We start from the raw sequence: 16,690 nt of genomic DNA, 5'->3' as shown, positions 1-16,690 counted from the left end.
TCCCGGCCCGGTCAGGAAGGCGGCCGGCCTACCCTGGGGCGGCCGCCGTTTACCGCAATGTGAGGCTTTTTTGCTACGGCTTGGCCAAAAGTAGGCTGACTATGAACCGCTTCACTGGTGAACGCGGACCCCCTCTGCAACAACTAACCACTGACTGATTTCATGGATTCGAGAATGATTGGCGTGAACGGGCCCGGTTTCTCTGCCGCAACGTCGCGGCTGTGGCGGCTCGCCATTTTTACGGCGGCAGGTGCGTTTGGCACCACAAGCTACGCGGAAGCCGCCCTGTATTACTGGCCTGACTATTCTGCCGGCGCCTATTACTCCCGGCAGCCGTCCCCCGAGATGCAGCGGCCGAAGCAGCGCAAGCGCAATGCAGTGTCCAAGAAGGCCGTGCCGGAGAAGGAAACCGGCGCCAAGCCGCAAGGGCCCCTCGTCATCGCCGTCTCGATCGAGCGGCAGAAGGTCACGGTCTACGACTCCAACGGCGTGTTCGCGGAGTCGCCGGTGTCGACCGGTATGAAGGGCCATTCCACGCCGATGGGCGTGTTCAGCATCATCCAGAAGCACAAATTCCACCACTCCAACATCTATAGCGGCGCGCCGATGCCGTACATGCAGCGCATCACCTGGTCGGGCGTGGCGATGCATGCGGGCGTGCTGCCGGGCTATCCGGCCTCGCATGGCTGCATCCGCATGCCGATGGCGTTCGCGGTGAAGATGTGGAACTGGACCAAGATGGGCGCGCGCGTGGTCGTCGCGCCCGGCGAGATGTCGCCGCACAGTTTCTCGCATCCCCTGCTCGCAACGCTGCGCGTGCCGCCGCAGCCCGCCGCCAGCATCGAGCCGCAGACCAACGTCGCCGACAAGGCCGACAAGGGCGCCGAGATCAAGAGCGCGAGCGCCGAGCCGCTCAACGAGTTGCGCTCGAGCGTCGGCCACGTGATGTCGGATGCGACCACCGGCAATGCGCTGGCGCGTGCCGACGCACCGGCTGACAAGGCTGGCGAAGAGGCGGTGAAGACCGACGAAGCAAGCGCCAAGCCCGCCGAGGCAATCAGCGCCGAAGCCAAGCCGGCCGACACCGCGGATGCTCCGAAAGCTTTGTCGGTCGCAGAGGAAAAGCCGGCCGACAAGATCGAGCCCGCGGCGACCGCGCAGGCTGATGCCGTCAAGGCTGAGCCTCCGAAGACCGACCCCACGAAGGTTGAAGCCGTCGAGGCGCCCAAGGCGCCGGATGCTGCCGCAACCGCCACGGCACCGGCGCAGCCGGCCACGACCGACGCGAAGAAGGACCAGACCCGCGTCGCCGATCCGGCACCGGTCGCAAAGCCCGAGCCGCCGAAGCGCGCTGGGCAGATTGCGGTGTTCATCAGCCGCAAGGACTCCAAGCTCTATGTGCGGCAGAACTTTGCGCCGCTGTTCGAAGGACCCGTGACCATTGCAGCGAGCGACCGTCCGCTCGGCACGCATGTGTTCACCGCTGAGGTCGACAAGGCCGATTCCAATGCGCTGCGCTGGTCGGTGGTGTCGCTGCCGGTGAGCGTCCGCTCCGTCGAGCGGGAGGACGAAGGCCGCACCAACCGCCGTCAGCGCGTCGCAGCCGTGATCCCCGTCGCTGCAAAACCCGTGATCGTGCCGAACAGCCCGGCCGAGGCGCTCGACCGCCTTTCGATCCCCGCCGACACCATGGCGAAGATCAACGAGATGCTGACATCAGGCGGCTCGATCATCGTGTCTGACCAGGGCATCAACCAGGGCGAGACCGGCGAAGGCACCGACTTCATCGTCCGCCTGCGCTAGGCGCTGCATGGCATAACGCGTTGTTGAGCATCGCCACGTGGCGGTACGCGCTATGATGCGTCGTCCGGATCAAGCTTGGGACGCGATCGCCATGTTGAACCGCAGGGCTTTTGTCGGCACGGCGCTTGCGGCAATCGCATCGCCTGCCCTCGCCGAGAACGCTGCGATGAGCCGGATGCCGGCCTACGCCTTCTCTTTCCCCGCGCTGTCAGGCGACGACATCCGCCTCGCCGCCTTCAGCGGGCGCCCGCTCATCGTCGTCAACACCGCCTCGCTCTGTGGCTACACCCCACAATATGCCGGCCTGCAAGAGCTCTGGAGCGAGTTCCGCGAGCGCGGGCTGACCATCATTGGCGTACCCTCCAATGATTTCGGCGGCCAGGAGCCGGGCGGCACGACCGAGATCTCGGAGACCGCGCACCACCAATACGGCGTTACCTTCCCCATCGCCGCCAAGGCCGTCGTGGTCGGCCCCAAGGCACATCCCTTCTATAAATGGGCCGCTGAAGCGCGGCCGAAGGAGGTTCCGCGCTGGAACTTCCACAAATACCTGATCGGCCGCGATGGCTACATCGCCGAGGTGTTTCCGTCAGCGATCGATCCGACCGATACGCGGGTCAAGACAGCGGTCGCCAGGGCGCTCGCCGCCAGCTGACGCGAGAGGACTGGGCACAATTCGCATCCAACCTCAAACGGCCGTTGCATTGGCGATGGCGCACCATCTAGGCTAGGGTCAAGACCAGATAATCTTGGGCAGGACAGGTTCGACCAGAGGCAAAAAAGCCGCGGCCGAACAACGGGATCAATCCATGGGGACAACGACCATGCGTGTTGCGGCAAGACTGATTTTGGCAAGCGCTGTTACGGTGGCGATGGCAAGCGCGGCATGGTCGCAGACGCCGGCGGCCAAACCCGCGGCCGCGCCGCCCGCAGCCGCAGCACCGGCGGCGCAACCCGCCGCAGCGCCAGCCCCGCAGGCTGCCGCTGCGGCCGCGCCCAAGCAGGCGCCGCAACCGGCGCGCGCGGCTTGCAGCAATCAGGGCGCACTCGGCGTCGCGCGCACCGTCGAGATCGACACGACGGGCGGTCCCGGCTTCGGCTTCGAGCATTTCAAGGAGCTCGACTTTCTCCGCGACAAGGAGGTGGTCCTGACCTTCGACGACGGCCCCTGGCCGAAGAACACGCCCGCGGTGCTGAAGGCGCTCGCGGACGAATGCACCACCGGCATCTTCTTCCCGATCGGCAAGCACGCGACCTATGAGCCCGAGATCCTGAAGCAGGTCTACGCCGCCGGCCACACCGTCGGCTCGCACACCTGGTCGCACGCCAATCTCAACAACAAGAAGCTGACCGAGCAACAGCGGAAGGAAGAGATCGAAAAGGGTTTTAGCGCCGTGAAATGGGCGCTCGGCGGCGTCGCGCCGTCGCCCTTCTTCCGTTTCCCGGCACTCCAGCACCCGCCGGAGATGGTCACCTATCTCGGCAACCGCAACATCGGGATTTTCTCCTGCGACATCGACTCCTTCGACTTCAAGGCCTCCAAGCCCGAGAAGATCGTCGACACCGTGATGAAGAAGCTCGACAGCAAGGGCAAGGGCATCCTCTTGATGCACGACTTCCAGAAGCACACCGCCGAGGCGCTGCCGGCGCTGCTGCAGAAGCTGAAGGCCGGTGGCTACAAGGTGGTGGCGATGCGGGCGAAGGCGCCGGTCGCGACGCTGCCCGAATACGATCAGGAGCTGCTCAAGGACGTCAAGCTGCCGACCGTCAGCCAACGTCCGGTCAACAGCGTCGTGACGACGGTCTCCGAATAGCCGGCGCCTTGTCGTTTCGTATCGAAGGCTACGTCATCGTCTCCGCGGACGGCATGCTTGCCGACGCTGATCACGTCATGCCCGACAGCCTCAAATTCGAGGGCGACAAGCGTTTCTTCGAATCCGCGCTCGATCGCGCCGCGCTGATCGTGCATGGCCGGCACTCCCATGAGCAGCAGCCGAACTCGCCAAAACGCCGGCGCCTCATCCTGACCCGCAAGATCCCATCTCTCGCGGTCGATCCGGAGCTGCCGAATGCGAGCCTGTGGAATCCGCTTGGCACCTCCTTCGAGGAGGCGGCCGACTTCGCCGGCGTCACCTCGGGCACGGTCGCAGTCATCGGCGGCCCCGTCGTGTTCGACATGTTCATGGACCGCTACGACACGTTCTGGCTTTCGGAAGCGCCGCATGTGCGCCTGCCCGGCGGCGAAGGCTGTTTTACCGAAGTGCCCGCGCGCACGCCGTACGAGGTGCTCAGCTCGCACGGGCTGAAGGCCGACGCGCCGCAGATGCTCGATGCCGCGGATGGGGTGATCGTAACGCCATGGCGGCGAGGCTGACAAAGCGTCGAAAACAACCCCATGCACAGTAGAGGACGCATGGCGGGCGCGGCGCCCGGCGGATTTAGCGAAATCACTGATTGATCGGACAAATCGACAGTCGTGGCACAAACTGCCGCCGTCGCGAGCGAAAATGGCTGAGCCTGATTTTCGGATCTTGCTCGATCACCGTTAGCAAGAAGCGATCGAAAACGATGCTCGTTCTGTAGATGAGGTCAGGGGTAAGCGATTGCGGATTTTACGAAATCGCTCTTGACCCGTCGGGCAAATCAGGTGTATCTTGCCATCATCGCAAGACGCGCGCCGGTGTCGGGCCAAGACTGACGCCGATCGGCCGCTTCAATTGCAAACTTCCACCACCCCGCCCGATGCATAGGCTCCCGCGGCTTGCGGGGTAAGAGGTCGAGAGGCTTCCAGGCGACAGCCTTTTTGCACCGGCCTGCAGCCACCCTGTCCACAGTACATCTGTCCCGTCGCCTGCGGCTTCGCGGGCGTGCCCTCAACCTTCTTCCTCTGGTCGTCTCGCGGCTTGGCGTCCTCGCGGGTCGCGACCGGCTTCTTGTCCTGGACCTTCTCGCATTCGTTGTTGTCGTTCACGTGATGGCCTGCGCGGCAGGTGATTTTCACGCAGGCATCGCCATCGGCCTTGAAACCGCGGTCGCAGACCAGCGGGCAGACGCGTCCTGGCTTGCTCTTGATCGCGTCGAGGGCGTCGAAGCTTGCCAGCTTGGCGTCGAGCTTCGTGCCGGCATGCTTGTTGAAGAGCGTCAGCGAGCGCTCTGAGGAGGCCGTCCAGATGCCGTCCGCAGGGGCCGGGTGGCATCCGACACGACGGAGTTCCGACTGCACCAGTTTTGCGGTCTCCTGCGGCGATAGGCTGGGAGCCGTCTGAGTTGGGGCAACTGCCGCGACCTTCTGCTCGCCGTCACGCTGGGCCTTCTCAGCCGCCTGCTTTGCGGCCACCTCGGCAGCCGCCTTGTCGTTGGCGATCTTGTCGGCGAGCGCCTTCTCGGCCGCCGCCTGCTTGTCGGCCAGCGCCTTCGCCACGGCGGCCTCGGCATCCTTCCGGCGCTGTTCGGCTGCGGCGGCTTTGGCGTCCTCGACCTGCTTGGCCTTCTCGGCCGCGAGCCGGGCGTCCTCGGCGGCCTTGGCGGCAGCCGCGGCCTTGTCCTGCTCGGCCTTCTTGGCCTTGTCAGCTGCGAGCCGCGCCTTCTCGTCCTCGGCCTGCCGAGCCTTGTTTGCGGCCGCGGCGCGCGTTTCTTCGGCGATGATCTTCTTCAACTGGACCTTGGCCAGATCGGCATAGAAGCCGTCGGGATAGGCACGCAGGAAGGCGTCCCACGCATCTCTCTCGCCCGCCTGCATTGCCAACTCGTAATCCCGGCGAACTGCATCCTGCTGGTTCGCCTGCGGTCCTGTGGCGACCGGCTTCGCCGGGACCAGCGGCACGTCGTCGCCGCCGAGCGACCCATAGACGAAGGGCTCCTGCTTGTTGCCGGTCGTCTTCAGGACATCGTCACGGACGAAGCGGAAGGCCTTGCCGAGGTCGAGCCCCGGGGTCGGGAGGCGCTCAACCAGAGCCGCCGCGAACGGACTGTTTTTGGCGTCGCCATCGGAGGCCGTCGAACCCGCCTTCGCGGCAAACGCAATCATCGTGTTCGGGCTGTTCGGCTCGACCTTGGCGAGGCCGCGTCCGATGGCGCGCGAGGCAATCGTCCGCTTCATCGTCTTGGCGAAGGGATTGTCCCGGCAGGCATCGAGAATGATCAGGCGGAGCTGTTTTGCTGGTTCGACCGCGAACAGCGCGCGGTCCAGAGCAATGGTCTCGTCGAGGACGTCGCTATCCGTCTCCAACGTCGCGTCGGTGGGGATCAGATAGTTGACGCCGTCGAGTTCAATGCCGTGACCGGCGTAGTAGACGACGGCGACCTCGGCATCCCTGGTCTTGCCGCCAAACTCACGCAGGGCCTTCCGCATCTCCGACGCGTTGAGGTCGAGCTTGATATCGACGGCATCGAACCCGGCCTTCCTGAACATGCCGCCGACCAGAGTGGCGTCGTTCGCGGGGTTCGCCAGCCGCGGCACGCTCTTGTAGGCCGAGTTGCCAATGACGAGCGCCACGCGCCGTTCGGCATGCGCGGCACCGCCCCCAAGACAAATGAGAACAATCAAAAACGTAAAAAACCGCAACACGCCCATCGCAGCCCCAAATCAGCAATCTGATCAGAGTACTCAGAGCATGCCCAAAGGCAAATTTTGTTCTGTGACCCTGGTCACATGGCCGCTTGATACATCCCCAGGATGGCATCGCGGCTGAGATCGCGCGGGTTGTTGTCGAGCAGGCGGCGGATGGCGTGGGCTTCGTCGGCCATGGCGCCGAGGTCATCTTTGGGCACGCCGAGCGCCGACAGGCGCATCTCGATGCCGAGATCGACGCAGAAGCGGTAGGCGGCATCGAATGCGGCCGCCGGATTTTTGGTCGCGGGGGCACCGAGCGCCTCGAGCACGGCGCCCGTCTTGGCTTCGACTGCCGGCATGTTGAACGCCAGCGTGTGCGGGAAGATCACGGCACAGGCAAGACCATGGGCGATGTGATGGCGGGTGCCGAGCGGATAGGCCACCGCGTGGCCGGCCGTGGTGTTCACAGGCCCGAGACAGAAGCCGCCATAGAGCGAGGCCAGCGACAGCGCCGCACGGGCCTCGCGGTCCGCGCCGTCCTTGACCGCACGCGGGAGATAGCGGCCAACGAGCCTGATGCCTTCGAGTGCGTAGAGATCGATCGTCGGATGTGCCTTGCGGCTGGTGAAGGCTTCCGCGCAATGCGCCAGCGCATCGACGCCGGTCGCGGCCGTCACCTGCGGCGGCACGCTCATGGTGAGATCGGGGTCGACGACGGCAAGATCGGCCAGCATGAAGCGGCTCTGCACGGCCCACTTGTTGCGGCTCACGGGATCGGTCACCAGTGCGCGGATGCCGCCTTCACTGCCGGTGCCTGACGTCGTCGGCACCTGCACCAGCGCAACGGCTCGGCCTGCGACTTTGTCCGGACCGACCACATCGGCAAGTCTTTGTTCACCGGTGCAGAGCACGGCGACGAGTTTTGCGAGATCCATCGCGCTGCCGCCACCGAAACCGACCACGAGATCCGGCCGTGCCGTGCGCGCGACGCCGAGCGCCTTCTCCAGATTGGGAACGTCAGGCTCCGGCTTGACCTCGCCGAACACGGTCACCTCGCCCGGCAGCGCCAGCACGTCGACACGCGCTGCATTGAACGCATCGGCGACGACAAGCGGACGGCGCACACCCTTTTCGCGCGCAAACCGCGCCACCGCCGCGATGGTGCCGGAGCCGAATTCGATCACTTCCGGGCTGATGAGCTGGATCGGTGCAGACAGATTGGTCATGGTTCTCGTTTCCGAAAAATGTCAGGCGTGCGCCTTGCCGGCGGCGAGGCGCTCGGCATATTCGATCGCCTCGATCATGCTGCGCTCATTGGCGATGCCCTTGCCGGCAATGTCGAAGGCGGTGCCGTGGTCGACCGAGGTGCGGATGATCGGCAGGCCCAGCGTGATGTTGACGCCGGACAGCTCCTGCCAGCGGCCGGTGGCGGGATCGACCTCGAAACCGAGCAGCTTGACGGGGATATGCCCCTGGTCGTGATACATCGCGATCACGGCGTCGTACTGGCCGGCGCGCAGCTTGACGAACACGGTGTCGCCCGGCACCGGGCCGACGATGTTCAATCCATCGGCAACCGCCTTCGCGATGGTCGGCTCCGAGACGTCGATGTCCTGCCGGCCGAACAGACCGCCCTCGCCTGCGTGCGGATTGAGCGCGGCAACGGCGATTTTTGGTTTCTCGAGTCCAAGCCCGCGCAGCGCCTTGTCGGTGAGATCGATGACATAGCGCAGGCGTTCCGGCGTCAGCCGTTTCGGCACGTCCTGGAGGGCGACATGGGTCGAGACATGGCTGACGCGCATGTTGCCATGGGCGAGCATCATCACCGAGCCCTTGACGCCCGTGAGCTCGGCCAGCATCTCGGTATGACCGGGATAGTGATAGCCGGCCTTGTTGAGCGCTTCCTTGTTCAGGGGCGCGGTCACGATCCCGCCGATCCGGCCCGCCTGCGTCAGGCGCACGCCCTGTTCCACCGCCTTGAAGGCGAAGCGGCCGCCATCGGCCGTCAGCACGCCGGGCCTGATCGGCTCGCCTTCGTCATCGGCCTGGAGGAAACACAGGTTCGGCCAGACCTTGTCCGCAGCGCGCACTTCGGGGATATCGAGCTTCACGGCGAGTTGCGCGGCCGCGTTCTTCAATGCCGCGCCGCTGCCGATGATCAGCAGCCTGAGATCGCCTGCCTCGATCCGCGACCGCAGCTTCTCGCAGGCCTTGATGATGATCTCCGGACCGATGCCGGCGGGATCGCCCATGGTGATGGCGAGATGCGGATGGGTCATGTGTGTTGTCTCTCGATAGTCAGTTGATTGTCTTGCAACAGCGTGCGCCACAGATTCGGCGCGCCGAAGGCGCCGGATTTCGAAACCACCGCGACGCCGTCCCAGCGGCCGCCGCGAATGATCGAGCACGGCAGGCCCGGCATGATGCGCCCGGTCACCTCGAGCGCCCGCGCGCCGAGCGCAGTGCAGACGGCCCGCAACGTTTCGCCACCCGCGACGATCAGGGTGCCCGGCGGCGCGAGCGCTGATGTCAGCGACGTCAGTCCGCGCGCGATGCGGCGCGCCGCTTCGCCGCGGGACAGACCGGGCGCGAGGTCGAACTTCACCAGTGCAACGCCCTCGCTGCCGAGCTTGCGGCGAACCAGTCCGGCATTGTCGTCGCCCGTTTCCGCAAGTGCAACGACGGCCCCGCCGCAAGCGGCAAGCTGTGCGGCCGTCGCTGATTGGTCCGATCCGAACAGCCCGAGGACCGGCTTGTGCAGAAGCGACGGCGCGGACGCATCGCTGCCGCGTGCGAGCGCGCCGGCAAGTCCACCACTGCCGCACCACAGCACCGGCTGCGCGGCGCGGCGCCCGATCGCGACGATGCGATCGAGATCGTCTTCGCTCTCCGCGTCGAACACGCTGATGCCGGGAGGCAAATCGGCATCGAACCGCCCCGATTGCGCATCTAGACCTTCGGCTGCGAGCTGCGTCAGCAGATTGTCGCCGACCCGTGACCAGCTTCCGTCCTGCGCCCGCGCATATTGCTGGCCGCCAAAAGTACGGCGGCCCTGATAGGCAAAAGCCGGCGCCACGATGCAGGACGTCCATGGACCCGATCGCAGACAGGCGCCGAGCTCGGCGACCCAGGCGCCGCGCAACAGGCTGTCGACCTTCTTGTAGGCGATGGCGCCATCGGCCAGCAGCGGCACCAGGCGCTCGACGATCGCGACGCTCTCTGCCTTGTCGCGCTCGCGCGTGCCGGTATCGACCGCAAGGCAGGCGGGACGTTGTGAAGGAAGCGCTTCCGCCCAGGTCACTTGAAACGGTCCGCACACGCCGACGAACTCGGCGGCCGTATCCAGCGCACCGGTCAGATCGTCGGCGAGAAGGCGGAGCGATGGCCTCACACGGGCTCCTTCTGGGGTACCGTCGCCAGCAGCTTATCGGCATTCTCCTGCGACAGGGGCAGCAGCGGGGGCCGCAGCCGGCGCCACCCGGCATGGCCGGTCTGTTGCGCCAGCAACGTCTTCAGCGTCGCGATCTGCGCGAACTGGGAGGCCCGCTCGCGCGCCTTGACGATGCGGTTCTGCGCCGCCTCGAGTGCTGCGTCATCATCGTTGTAGTGACGGAACACGTAGGCGAGCTCGCGCGCCACCAGGTTCGAGGTCGCGGTGATGCAGCCCGCGCCGCCCTTCTTCAGGAGCGGCAGCAGCAGCGGATCGGCGCCCGCGAGCACCGCAAAGCCGGGGAATTTTTCGATCATCGCGGTCATGTTGGCAAAGTCGCCGGAGGAGTCCTTGATGCCGACGATCGTATCAGGATAGGCCGCGCGCAGCCGCGCGATCACTGCGTGCGGGATCGGCTGATGCGACATCTGGGGGATGTGATAGAGCACGACCTTGAGCCTGGCATCCGCGACACGCTGGATGACCTCGCTATAGGAGGCGTACAGCCCCTCCTCGCTGATGTCCTTGTAGTAGAACGGCGGCAGCATCACGACGGTGGTGACACCGAGCGACAGCGCGTGCCGTGTCAGCTCCACGGTTTCGGTCAGCGCCGCCACGCCCGTCCCCGGCAGCAATTGCGATGGCGAGACCCCGGCTTTGACGACGCTCTCGATCAGCGCCTTGCGTTCGCCGGATGAGAACGAGTTCGCTTCACCCGTGGTACCGAGCAAGGCGATGCCGTCACAGCCTTCGCTGAGGAGATGGCGACAATGTTTTGCGAATACGGCATGATCGGGCGCAAGATCGGCATCCAGCGGCGTCAACGCCGCGCAAAACACGCCTCTGGGCTGAACATCCACCACGAAAGCTCCTCCATTGGCATCCGGCCGACCCCTTCTCTCTTGGATCGGTATCCGAACAATTGTTGTCAAAACTTGCGAGGGTGATAGGCTTCGTAACCGCGGCCGTCAAGCGAGCAGCTTAAGCCTATCCGGCTGAGAGCGCTTCCCTGCTTGCTGGAGCGGCCGACCTTGAGCGCGAATTCGCGAAGAGTTCCAACTCTTTCCATCGCGAGACGAGGCGCCGCCAGATGAGAGGAACGAACCTTGGCCAAGACTGCGTCCCCCAAGACTGCTTTACCCAAGACTGCCTCACCCGCCGACAATCCCAAGAATTTCGTGAACTCGGTGGCCAAAGCCTTCGCGGTGCTGAAGAGTTTTTCGGCTGAAGAGTTCGAACTGACGATCACGGAGATTGCGGAGCGCGCCGAGATGGACCGCGGCACGACGTTCCGCCTGGTGCAGACGCTGGTCAAGCTCGGCTATCTCCACGCCAACGAGTCGCGCCACTATCGGCTGAGCCTGAAATGCCTCGATCTCGGCTACACCGCGCTCAGCGCCGGCAATCTGCGCGGCCAGGCCGAACCGCTGCTGCGCGAGCTGGTGCCGGCGCTCGGCGATGCGGCCTCGCTCGGCGTTCTCGACGGCAGCGACGTGGTCTATCTCGCGCGTGTCTCGACCGGCCTCGACCGCCACAAGATCGACCGCCGACCCGGTAGCCGCATCAAGGCCTATGCGGCCGCGCTCGGCCAGGTGATCCTTGCGGGCTTACCAAAGGAGGAGCAGATCGCGCGGCTGGAGGCCACCGAGCGCATCAAGCTGTCGGAGCGCACGTTGACGGATCTGAAGGCGTTGCTCGCGCGGCTCGATCAGGTGCGCAAGCAGGGCTATGCCGTCTCGGACGGCGAGAACGCCTATGGCCTGCGCACCCTCGCCGCCCCCGTGTTCGGCGCCGACAAATCCATCGTCGCGGGCGTCAGCCTCACCGTCGATGCCAACCGCATGGACGTGAAGACGTTTGAAAAGTCAGCGCTGCCGGAAGTGTTGCGAGTCGCGAAGCTGCTGACCAATGCAGCGCGGATGAGCGGGTGAGCGCAACGCACACGTCTGACCGAGGACGGAGGACTGTTACTGGACCCCGGCGACCTTCGGTCCGGATGACAGCATCTGCGCGTTCGCTGCCAAGGGCCGGTTCGATGGCGATGCCGGGTCCGGCAACCGGAACGCGGCGTCGGGCGGCGCTCCCTGGGATGGTCGACGGGCAGCGGTTGCCGGAAGCACGATCACTTTCGCTCCGACTTTCACCCGATCATAGAGGTCCACGACGTCCTCATTGGTCAGCCGGATACAGCCGGACGAGACCCGCTTCCCGATCGTATCGGGCTTGTTGGTGCCGTGAATTCGATATTCGGTCTCGCCCAGATACATCGCCCGGGCGCCGAGCGGGTTGCCGGGGCCACCTGCCATGAACCGCGGCAGATAGGGCTGACGAGAGACCATCTCTACAGGCGGATGCCAATCCGGCCATTCGGCCTTACGGGCCACAGTCTGCTCTCCGGACCATGTGAAACCTTCGCGGCCAACACCGATGCCGTAGCGCAATGCCTGCGTGTCGTTCAGAACGAAATAAAGAAATGTGTTCCTGGTATCGATGATCACGGTGCCCGGCGTCTGGCGGCTGGCGTAGTCAACCACCTGCCGGACAAATGCTCCGGGACCGTCAGCGGCTTTTGGTGGTTCGACCAGAGGCGCCGGGGCCGGATTCGGAGCCGGAGCTGGCGCCGATGCATGAACCGGAGTTGACACGTAAACCGGAGTTGACGACGCCTTGGCTTGGGGCGCGGACGGCTTTTGCACGCTCGCCGGGCCAGACAGCAAACTGTACCCCACGACGGCGACGGCCACGGCGCCAATTGCAACTCTCGCGACCATTGGTATCGCGAGCGTTTCCGCCTTTCCGCGTTTGGCTCGCTTACCCATATCTCTTTCCCCGGATCGCCATGCCCGGAAGAGGTAAGCAGCAAAATTTAAGAAACTTCGAAGTGACTTTCGCTCAGACCGGAACCCTAAGCGATGGTTAACGCCGGACGCGGACAACGCGCTCATCGCATTCCGGCCAACAGCCGATCCGCGGCCCGCCTATCCTGGTCGCTCATTGCTTTTGCGCGCTCGGAGGGCGCCGCCGAGCCACCTGCCAAAGGCGGCGGTCGCGAGAACAGGCACCAGCAACGGCGGCACGTAGAAGATCGCGATATAGGCCTGGCCGGCATCGCGGACGCCGCTGGCGATTGCGGCGCCCCAGATGCCATGCACCATGGCGACCAGCGCGAACGCCATCGTGGCGACGACACCGCCGAAGCTGCCGGTCGCAAACGCGGCCCCGAACGACCACGCGAGCATGACGAGATAGAGCCCGATCCCGACCTTGTCCGAGCCATGCGTCACGAGGAGCAGAACAAAGGCTGTCGCCGCGAAGGCGATGCCGCCGGCGTGCACGATTGCCGTTCGCTCCTTACCTAGGCGTCGCGCCTCCGCTCCGATCAGGTGCACGTAGCCGCTGCCGGCCAACGCCAATAACCCGCTGGTGACGCCGTCGAAACCCAATCCGTAGAGCGCGCCCGACAAAGGGCCATCGACTGACAAGCGAGAGTAGTACATGGCTCCCCACGCGCCGAAGCCGAGGGCGGAAAGGCCTGCCGCGATCAAGTGGGAACGGGTCCACATGAACAGGACGGCGCCGGCCAACAGCGGGAAGAGCGGCTCGACGACAACGAGGTAGAGCAGGTCGAAAAGGGGCGGTGACGAGTCCGATCCGCCGCGTGTCTGTGCATGCGCCTCCGTATAAGTCAGTGCGAGGAGCAGGAAGCCGAGAGGAGCGACGAGCTGACAGGTCGAGGTGAGAAGACGCGGTGCGCGCTGCGGCATTGTACGGCTCCAAGAGCGCGGACTGAGGAAGCCAATGACCGGCGTCCCCTGCCGGTCGCGAGAAATCGCAGGCAACGCTTCTGCAAATCCCAGGCCCGTCATGAAATTGCTTCGTCTCACCGAATTCTCCAAGTCTATGACTATCGTATCGGGCCCAAACAGCAACGGGAACGGTCCACCAGGCGCGGGCGAATGTCCGCAACGGGTGAAGAGCCGAAGCTCTCAAGTCAAGCACAACGAGTCCGCATTCGGGTGCATCGCGACCAAAGCGCTCCTTAGCCGGGCATCTTGAGCACAACTGCCGAACAGTGATTCACGCCCCTGACCAGAGGGAGCGCCCCTGCAGTGAGCGACTGATGAGGCGCGCACCCCAGTGGCGCTCGCTTGACGGGCGGCGTCCGGACAGGTTAAATAACTTTAACAACATTTGTTCGCATTCCGATCAAACGATATCGGACGAAACAGCGGGCCTAGCGGGCTTGATAACACCGCGGCCCCGTCACCAGAGGAAACACCATCGATGCAAGCCATCCTCAATGGAGAGAGCACGCTCATCGTCACGATGATCGCCGCCTACATTGCCTTCACGTCTTGGCTCACGTTCAAGCTGCGCAGCAAGACGAGCGAGCAGTTCATGACCGGCGCGCGCGCCATGCCCGCTGTCGTCGTCGGTGTGCTGATGATGTCCGAATTCGTCGGTGCCAAGTCGACCGTCGGCACGGCACAGGAGGCGTTTCAGTCTGGCATGGCCGCCGGCTGGGCGGTGCTCGGCGCCTCGATCGGCTTTTTGCTGTTCGGCCTGTTGATGGTCAAGAAACTCTACAATTCCGGCGAATACACGATCTCGGCCGCGATCGCACAGAAATACGGCAAGTCGACCATGCTCACCGTGTCCGTGATCATGATCTACGCGCTGCTGCTGGTGAATGTCGGCAACTATGTCAGCGGCGCGGCGGCGATTGCCACCTCGCTGCATATCAGCCTGCCGGTTGCGATGTGCATCATCGCCGTGGTCTCTACGTTCTACTACGTGTTCGGCGGGCTGAAGGGCGTGGCCTGGGTCACCATCCTGCACAGCGCCATCAAGGTCGTCGGCATTCTCGTCATCTTCGCGGTCGCGATGTCGATGACCGGCGGGATCGCGCCGATCCAGGCAAAACTGCCCGCCTACTATTTCACCTGGGACGGCAAGATCGGTTTCACCACCATCTTCGCCTGGACGTTCGGCACGGTCGGCGCGATCTTCTCGACGCAGTTCATCGTGCAGGCGATCTCCTCGACGCCATCAGCCGATGACGCGCGCAAGGCAACCTTCTACGCCGCCGCCTTCTGTCTGCCGCTCGGCTTCCTGCTCGCCATGATCGGGGTCGCGGCGAAATTTCTCTACCCCGACATGAACAGCCTCTACGCACTGCCGGTGTTTCTGGAGAAGATGCCGCCGCTGGCCTCCGCTTTCGTGACGACCTCGCTGGTCGCCTCGATCTTCGTCAGCGTCTGCACCGTGGCGCTCGCGATCGCCTCGCTCGTGGTCCGCGACTTCTATGTCCCCTACTGGAAGCCGACGCCGGAGCGCGAGTTGAAGATGACCCGCGTGTTCTCGATCGTGATCGGCATCGTGCCGCTGGTGTTCGTGTTCTTCATCCCCGAGATCCTGAAACTGTCGTTCTTTACGCGCGCGCTGCGGCTGTCGATCACCATCGTCGCGATGATGGGCTTCTACCTGCCGCTGTTCGCCAGCAACCGCGGCGCGACCGCCGGCCTGATCGGCGCGGCCATCTCGACGACGGTCTGGTACCTGCTCGGAAATCCCTTCGGCATCGACAACATGTATGTTGCGGCTGCGACGCCGCTGGTCGTGATGGCGATCGAGCGCCTCGTGCTCGGTGCCCCCACCGGCAGCACGGCCCCGGCCGCAAATGCCAATGCGCTTGCGGAAAGGACCTCGGCATGATCGCGGACATCGAGATCGTGGCCGACGGCGTCGTGCGGCCGGCCGCTGGCGACCCTGATAGGTTCGACGCCTTCATTCCCTCGCCCTGCGTGCAGAACCACGCGGCCAATCTGATGCCGCTTGCCAATGGCGATCTCGCTTGCGTCTGGTTCGGCGGCACGCAGGAAGGCATGTCTGATATCTCGGTCTATTTCTCCCGCCTGTCCCGCGGTTCGACAGAGTGGTCGCCGGCCGAAAAACTGTCGGACGATTCCCGCCGCTCCGAGCAGAACCCGGTGCTGTTCCCTGCCCGCGACGGCACGCTGTGGCTGATGTGGACGGCGCAGCTTGCGGGAAACCAGGACACCGCCTTCGTGCGCAGACGCCTGTCGCGCGACAATGGCCGCAGCTGGGGCCCGATCGAGACGATGTTCGCCGAGCAGCACGGCCGCGGCACGTTCATCCGGCAGCCCATCGTGGTGCTCGACAATGGCGACTGGCTGCTGCCGGTGTTCTATTGTCACTCCACGCCGGGACGGAAATGGAACGGCGATGAGGACACCAGCGCAGTCAAGATTTCCTCCGATCAAGGCAAGACCTGGCGCGACGTCGAGGTGCCCGGCAGCCGCGGCTGCGTGCACATGTGCATCGACCGCCTCGACGACGGCGCGCTGCTCGCGCTGTTTCGCAGCCGCTGGGCCGACAACATCTATCAGAGCCGATCGGGCGATCATGGCCGCACCTGGTCGGCGCCGGTCGCAACCAGCCTGCCGAACAACAACTCCTCGATCCAGTTCACGCGACTCGGCAACGGCCATCTCGCGCTCGTCTTCAACGACAGCAGCGCGAAAGCCGCGACCGACCGCCGCCTTTCGCTCTACGACGAGATCGAGGACGAGCTGCCGCCCGTCATCGCCGGCAACAGTGGCAAGACGGACGGGCGCACCGCATTCTGGGGCGCGCCGCGAGCCCCGATGACGCTGGCCGTCTCGACCGACGGCGGACAGAGCTGGACCCGGCGCAACGTCGAGACCGGCGACGGCTATTGCATGACCAACAACTCCCGTGACCAGACCAACCGCGAGCTGTCCTATCCCTCGGTCAAGCAGACGGCCGACGGCGCGCTTCATATGGCCTTCACCTTCCATCGCCGGGCGATCAAGCATGTTCGCGTGACCGAGCCGTGGGTCACGCGCGCCGCCGGGACCTGA

14 protein-coding genes are annotated in these 16,690 nt (G+C 64.8%); 7 read left to right on the top strand and 7 right to left on the bottom strand.

Annotated elements, in window-relative coordinates:
* Positions 1 to 174: 174 nt before the first annotated feature.
* From KUF59_RS21140 to KUF59_RS21125, 4 genes are all read left to right on the top strand, one after another.
* Positions 175 to 1,803, top strand: a complete 1,629-nt coding sequence (locus tag KUF59_RS21140; RefSeq protein ID WP_212459482.1) for a L,D-transpeptidase — start codon at positions 175 to 177, stop codon at positions 1,801 to 1,803.
* A 91-nt stretch (positions 1,804 to 1,894) separates the two neighbouring features.
* The gene (locus tag KUF59_RS21135; protein ID WP_212459481.1) at positions 1,895 to 2,458 is read left to right on the top strand and encodes a glutathione peroxidase; all 564 of its coding nucleotides are present in this window, start codon (positions 1,895 to 1,897) and stop codon (positions 2,456 to 2,458) included.
* Between the two features lie 169 nt (positions 2,459 to 2,627).
* On the top strand, positions 2,628 to 3,617 hold the full coding sequence (locus KUF59_RS21130; protein ID WP_212459639.1) for a polysaccharide deacetylase family protein: 990 nt from the start codon (positions 2,628 to 2,630) through the stop codon (positions 3,615 to 3,617).
* 8 nt (positions 3,618 to 3,625) lie between these two features.
* Positions 3,626 to 4,177 carry a dihydrofolate reductase family protein gene (locus tag KUF59_RS21125; protein WP_212459480.1) on the top strand — a complete coding sequence of 184 codons (552 nt, stop codon included), beginning with the start codon at positions 3,626 to 3,628 and terminating at the stop codon, positions 4,175 to 4,177.
* Between the two features lie 339 nt (positions 4,178 to 4,516).
* Here the strand turns inward: KUF59_RS21125 and KUF59_RS21120 are convergent, their stop codons facing one another.
* From KUF59_RS21120 to KUF59_RS21100, 5 genes are all read right to left on the bottom strand, one after another.
* Positions 4,517 to 6,376, bottom strand: a complete 1,860-nt coding sequence (locus tag KUF59_RS21120) for a caspase family protein (RefSeq protein ID WP_212459479.1) — start codon at positions 6,374 to 6,376, stop codon at positions 4,517 to 4,519.
* A gap of 74 nt (positions 6,377 to 6,450) precedes the next feature.
* The gene (locus tag KUF59_RS21115; protein ID WP_212459478.1) at positions 6,451 to 7,581 is read right to left on the bottom strand and encodes an iron-containing alcohol dehydrogenase; all 1,131 of its coding nucleotides are present in this window, start codon (positions 7,579 to 7,581) and stop codon (positions 6,451 to 6,453) included.
* 21 nt (positions 7,582 to 7,602) lie between these two features.
* Positions 7,603 to 8,634: a 4-hydroxythreonine-4-phosphate dehydrogenase PdxA gene (gene pdxA / locus KUF59_RS21110; protein ID WP_212459477.1), complete on the bottom strand. Its 1,032-nt coding sequence runs from the start codon at positions 8,632 to 8,634 to the stop codon at positions 7,603 to 7,605.
* The gene (locus KUF59_RS21105; protein ID WP_258769919.1) at positions 8,631 to 9,746 is read right to left on the bottom strand and encodes a four-carbon acid sugar kinase family protein; all 1,116 of its coding nucleotides are present in this window, start codon (positions 9,744 to 9,746) and stop codon (positions 8,631 to 8,633) included. Before KUF59_RS21105 ends, pdxA begins: the two co-directional genes overlap by 4 nt.
* Positions 9,743 to 10,648 (bottom strand): dihydrodipicolinate synthase family protein, encoded by a 906-nt coding sequence (locus tag KUF59_RS21100; RefSeq protein ID WP_258769918.1) that lies wholly within the window; start codon positions 10,646 to 10,648, stop codon positions 9,743 to 9,745. The genes KUF59_RS21105 and KUF59_RS21100 overlap by 4 nt, the downstream gene beginning before the upstream one ends.
* A 243-nt stretch (positions 10,649 to 10,891) precedes the next feature.
* On the opposite strand from KUF59_RS21100, the gene KUF59_RS21095 reads away from it, so the two are divergent.
* Positions 10,892 to 11,716: an IclR family transcriptional regulator gene (locus tag KUF59_RS21095; RefSeq protein WP_212459475.1), complete on the top strand. Its 825-nt coding sequence runs from the start codon at positions 10,892 to 10,894 to the stop codon at positions 11,714 to 11,716.
* A 36-nt stretch (positions 11,717 to 11,752) separates the two neighbouring features.
* Here KUF59_RS21095 and KUF59_RS21090 read toward each other — a convergent pair whose 3' ends face one another.
* Together KUF59_RS21090 and KUF59_RS21085 are read right to left on the bottom strand one after the other, a co-directional pair.
* A complete protein-coding gene (locus KUF59_RS21090; RefSeq protein ID WP_212459474.1) occupies positions 11,753 to 12,604 on the bottom strand; it encodes a L,D-transpeptidase in 852 nt (283 codons plus the stop codon).
* Positions 12,605 to 12,763: 159 nt separating this feature from the next.
* Positions 12,764 to 13,549, bottom strand: coding sequence for a hypothetical protein (locus KUF59_RS21085; RefSeq protein WP_212459473.1), 786 nt, complete (start codon positions 13,547 to 13,549; stop codon positions 12,764 to 12,766).
* 520 nt (positions 13,550 to 14,069) lie between these two features.
* Here KUF59_RS21085 and KUF59_RS21080 point away from each other — a divergent pair.
* Both KUF59_RS21080 and KUF59_RS21075 read left to right on the top strand, forming a co-directional pair.
* On the top strand, positions 14,070 to 15,500 hold the full coding sequence (locus tag KUF59_RS21080) for a sodium:solute symporter family protein (RefSeq protein ID WP_212459472.1): 1,431 nt from the start codon (positions 14,070 to 14,072) through the stop codon (positions 15,498 to 15,500).
* A complete protein-coding gene (locus tag KUF59_RS21075) occupies positions 15,497 to 16,690 on the top strand; it encodes a sialidase family protein (protein WP_212459471.1) in 1,194 nt (397 codons plus the stop codon). The genes KUF59_RS21080 and KUF59_RS21075 overlap by 4 nt, the downstream gene beginning before the upstream one ends.

The sequence above is a fragment of the Bradyrhizobium arachidis genome (assembly GCF_024758505.1).
GTDB classification, from domain to species: Bacteria; Pseudomonadota; Alphaproteobacteria; order Rhizobiales; family Xanthobacteraceae; genus Bradyrhizobium; species Bradyrhizobium manausense_C.
Note: the sequence above shows the minus strand (reverse complement) of the source record. Positions and strands in the feature narration are given on the sequence as shown.